Origin of the sequence: Streptomyces specialis (assembly GCF_001493375.1) — a bacterium.
In the GTDB taxonomy this organism is placed as follows: domain Bacteria; phylum Actinomycetota; class Actinomycetes; order Streptomycetales; family Streptomycetaceae; genus Streptomyces; species Streptomyces specialis.
Genome location: NZ_LN929800.1, coordinates 1 through 4,656, shown reverse-complemented (window position 1 = coordinate 4,656; position 4,656 = coordinate 1). Strand labels below are relative to the sequence as shown.

1 protein-coding gene is annotated in these 4,656 nt (G+C 77.7%); it reads left to right on the top strand.

Going from position 1 to position 4,656, the window contains the following annotated elements; all coding sequences use genetic code 11:
- Nucleotides 1–4,560, top strand: a 4,560-nt coding sequence (locus BN2279_RS07305; RefSeq protein ID WP_159037095.1) for an SDR family NAD(P)-dependent oxidoreductase, incomplete at its 5' end; no start/stop codon positions are given.
- Between the last annotated feature and the right edge of the window lie 96 nt (nt 4,561–4,656).

The following is a 4,656-nucleotide window of genomic DNA, read 5'->3' as shown; positions in this document are numbered from 1 at the left end:
GACGGCGACGCCGTCCACGCCGTCATCCGGGGCAGCGGTGTCAACGGCGACGGCCGGACCAACGGCATCACCGCCCCCAGCGCCACGTCCCAGGCCGCGCTGATGCGGCGGGTGCACGCCCGGGCCGGGATCGGGCCCGGGGACATCGGCTATGTCGAGGCGCACGGAACGGGCACCGCGCTGGGCGACCCGATCGAGGTCAAGGGCCTGCGGGAGGTGCTGGCCGGCGCGCCGGAGGGCGCCCGCTGCGGCCTCGGCTCGGTGAAGGCCACGATCGGCCACTGCACCACCGCCGCCGGGATCGCCGCCCTGATCAAGACGGTGCTGGCGCTGCGTCACCGGACGCTGCCGCCGCTGGTCAACTTCACCGCGCCCAACCCCCGGCTCGACCTCGGCGACGGGCCGCTGTACGTCGTCCGGGAGCCCGAGCCGTGGCGGCCCGGGCCCAGCGGTGTACGGACCGCCGCGGTCAGCAGTTTCGGGTTCAGCGGCACCAACTGCCATCTGGTGGTGACGCAGCCGCCCGAGCCCGCCCGCGGCGGCCCCGCCGCCGGGAACGCGGTACGGCCGCTGGTCGTGCCGGTGTCGGCACGCGACGAGGCGGCGCTCGCCCGGACCGCCCTGGCCCTCGCGGACGCCGTGGAGACGGGCTCGCCCGCCCTGGCGGACGTGGCCCACACGCTGACCGCGCGCCGTCCGCACCACGCCGTGCGCGCCGCGCTGATCGCGAGCGGGCCGGGGGAACTCGTCGCCCTGCTGCGGGCGCTGGCCCACGGCGACGACCGCGCCGGGCTGATCCGCGCCGGAACCCCGGCCCGCGACGGCGAGGGCGCGCCGGAACGTGCCGCCCGCGCCTATGTCGCGGGCGGCACGACCGAGGGGTGGCCGGCCACCGGGGGCCGTCCCGTGCCGCTGCCGACCTACCCGTTCGCCCGCGAGCGGTACTGGGCCGAGCCCCTGGCACCGTCCGCCGGGCGACAGCCGGGGACCGAGATCGTGCGGGAGGTGGCGCCGGACCGGGGGCCGGTCGCGGATCACCGGGTGGGCGGCCGGGTACTGCTGCCGGGCGCCGCGACGCTCGCCCTGGCGTGGGACGCGGCGGCGGCGCTCGGCGTCACGGCGCCGTTCCGCCTGACCGGCGTCCGCTGGCTGCGGCCGTGCCCGGTCCCCGGGGCCGGGCGGGTGCGGACGCGGGCGGCGGCCGGACCGTCCGGCACCTGGACCCTGACGCTCACCGGCACCGACGCCGGGGACACCGACAACGGGGACGGGGAGCACGCCCGTGCCGTGCTGGCGCCGCTGCCGCCGGGGACGGCCGTGCCGCCCGTGGACCCGGCGGCCGTCGCGCGGCGCTGCCCGCCGGGCCCGGCCGGACCGGAGCTGTACGAGCGCTTCGCCCGCGCGGGCATCGCCTACGGGCCGCGCCTGCGCCGCGTCACCGGGACCCGGGTCGGGGACGGTGAGGTCCTGGCCGAGCTGGGCGGTCCCCCGGCCGGTCCGGGCGCGCCGTGGGAGGCCAGGACGGCCGTGCTGGACGCCGCCCTCCAGGCCATCGCCGCGCCGCACGACGGAACGGACGCCCCGGCGCTGCCGTTCGCCGTGGACACGGTGACCGTGCTCGGCCCCTGGGAGGACGCCGAGCTGTCCCACGTCCGGCGTGAGGGCTCCGGCTGGTCGGTCCGGCTGACGGACCGTACGGGCCGGGTGCTGCTGAGCGCGGACGGCGTGTCCCTGCGTCCCGCCCCGGCACCGGCCGGGCCACGGGCGGTGGAAGCGAAGGAGCCCGATGGGGCGGAACTGACGACCCTGGTCCCCCACTGGGTCCCCTTGTCCGGCCCGGACGCGGCGCCCGGCGCGGGGCGGCGCACCGTGGCCGTCTGGTTCCCGGAGACGGACGGGCGTGACCTCGCCGACGCGCTGCTCGCCGAGCACGCCGGGGACGAGACCTCCGCCATCGGCTACGGCCCGGAGGGCTGCGGCACCGGCGGGCTCCCCGCGCCGCCGGACGTCGCGTACTTCCTCACCGCCCCCGGCGGCGACGACCCGGACGCGGCGCCGCTCGCGCTGTTCCGCCTGATCAGGTCGCTCCTGGCGCTGGACGCCGGGCACCGCCCGCTGACGCTGAAGGTGGTGACGGCCGGTGCGGTGACGACCCGGGCGGGCGAGCGGGTCGATCCGTTCGCGGCCGGGGTCCATGGCGGCGCCGCCGTCGCCGGGGCGGAGTTCCCGCGCTGGACGGGGGGCTGCGTCGATCTCGACCCGGCGCCCGGCGGCGATCCGGCCGGGCGGGCGGCGCGGCTGGCCCGTGAACCGGCGGCCGAGCCCCTGGTCGCGCTGCGCGGCACGGACCGTCTGCGCCGCGCGCTGCGGCCCGCGCCCGGCGCGGCCCCGGCACCGCCGGGGCGGCCCGGGGGCACGTACGTCATCCTCGGCGGCGCGGGGGGCATCGGCCTGACGCTGGCCCGCGACCTGGCCCGCCGCGGCGGCGCCCGGCTGGCGCTGATCGGCAGGCGTCCCCTCGACGCGCGGATCGCCGCCGCGCTGGACGAGATCGCCGCGCTGGGCGGCGAGGCCCAGTACCTGCGGGCGGACGCCGCCGACCCGGAGGCCCTGCGGGCGGCGGTCGTGGCGGCCAGGGAGCGGTTCGGCCCGGTGCGCGGGGCGGTCCACGCGGCGCTGGTGCTGCGGGACCGCACCCTCGCCCACGCCGACGAGGCGACGTTCCTCGCCGCGCTCGCGCCCAAGACGGCCGGCACGCTGGCCTTCGCGGAGGCGCTGAGCGGTGAACAGCCGGACTTCCTGGTGATGTTCTCCTCCGCCGCGTCCTTCACCGCCCCGGCGGGTCAGGCCAACTACGCCGCCGCCGGGACGTTCCAGGACGCCTGCGCGCTGTATCTGCGCGAGCGGCTGCCGTTCCCGGTCTCGGTCGTCAACTGGGGCTACTGGGGCAGCGTCGGCGTGGTGGCCGACGAGCGGTACCGGCGGCGGCTGGCGGGCTTCGGGGTCGGCTCCATCGATCCCGGGGAGGGACTCGCCGCGCTGGACCGGGTGCTGGCCGCGGACCACCCGCAGGCCGTGGTGGTGAAGGCCGGGCCGGACGGTCTGGCGCGGCTCGGCGCCGCACCGCGACCCCCGGCGGAGCGGGCCGCGTTCGCCGGTCTCGACACCGTCGCGGGCGACCTGCTGCGGGCGCGCCTGGCGGCGGTCCCCGGGCTGCCGGTGGGCGAGACCTGGCTGGACGACGCGGAGGTCGCCGACCGGCCCGGCGCGGCCACGCCCGCCGCGCGCCGCCTGGCCGGGGCGCTGTCCGGCGTGCTGGAACGGGCGGGCGCCGCCGAGCGGCGCGGCGGCCGGTTCCGTCTCACCCCGGATTTGACCGCCCCGGCCCGGCTCCCCGTCGCCGAGTTGCTGGAACGGCATCCCGAACTGGCGCCGCACGTCGAGCTGTTGCGGGTATGCGTCGCGGCGCTGCCCGAGGTGGTGGCGGGCCGCCGTCCCGCCACCGAGGTGCTTTTCCCGCGCGGCTCCAGCGCCCTGGGCGAGGCCGTGTACGCGGGGCAGGAGGGGACCGACCACCACCACCGGCTGGTCGCGGACGCGGTCGCCGGGGCCGCCCGCCGCGTCCGGGACGAACGGGGCGGGACGGCCCGGGTGGTGGAGGTGGGCGCGGGCACCGGCGCCGGGACCCGGTTCGTGCTGGACGCCTGCGCCCGCGCCGGGGTGCCCGTGTCGTACGTCTACACGGACCTGTCCGTGGCGTTCCTCCGGCACGGCGAGGACCTCCTCTCGCGGCGGCAGGACGGCGCCGAAGTGCCGTCCCTCGCACCGGAGTTCCGGATCCTGGACATCGAAAGGGACCCGCTGGAGCAGGGGTTCGCGGCCGGTGAGGCCGACGTCCTGGTCGCCACCAACGTGCTGCACGCCACCGCCGACATCGCCAGGACCCTGCGCAACGCCGCGCGGCTGCTGCGCCCGGGCGGGCTGCTCCTTCTCAACGAGGCGACCGCCGCGACCGACTTCCTCACCCTCACCTTCGGCCTGACGGACGGCTGGTGGCGGTACGAGGACGCCGGCCGCCGCCTGCCCGGCTCCCCGCTGCTCGCCCCCGGCGGGTGGCGCGCGGTGCTGGCCGACGCCGGTTTCCGGGTGACGGACCAGCGCGGTCTGCCCGGGGTGCCCACCGACGAACTCGAACAGTGCCTGACCACCGCGGTCCTGGAAGGAGAGCCGATGACCCAGGCGTCACCCACGCCGGGACGGCCGTCGCCACGCGCCGAACAGGTGCGTGCCTATCTGCGGGGGGTCTTCGCGGAAGTCCTCCGCTACGGCCCCGATCACCTGCGGGAACTCGACGACGAGGCCACGTTCGACTCGTTCGGGGTGGACTCGCTGGTCAGCCAGCACATCGTGCACCGGCTCGAACAGGACCTGGGGGACCTGCCCGCCACCCTGCTCTTCGAGCAGCTCACCATCGCCCGGCTCGCCGACCACCTGGCCGGACTCCTCGGCGAACCGCGCCATGCGGCCGTCGGCCATGTCCTGTCCCCTAAACCAATCTGACGCTGCCGACGCCGAGGAAAGTGACGGTCGCCGGGGGCGGCGGTACGATATGAAAGAGGAAGAGGGTAAGAAAAATGTTACGAAGGAGACTTACAG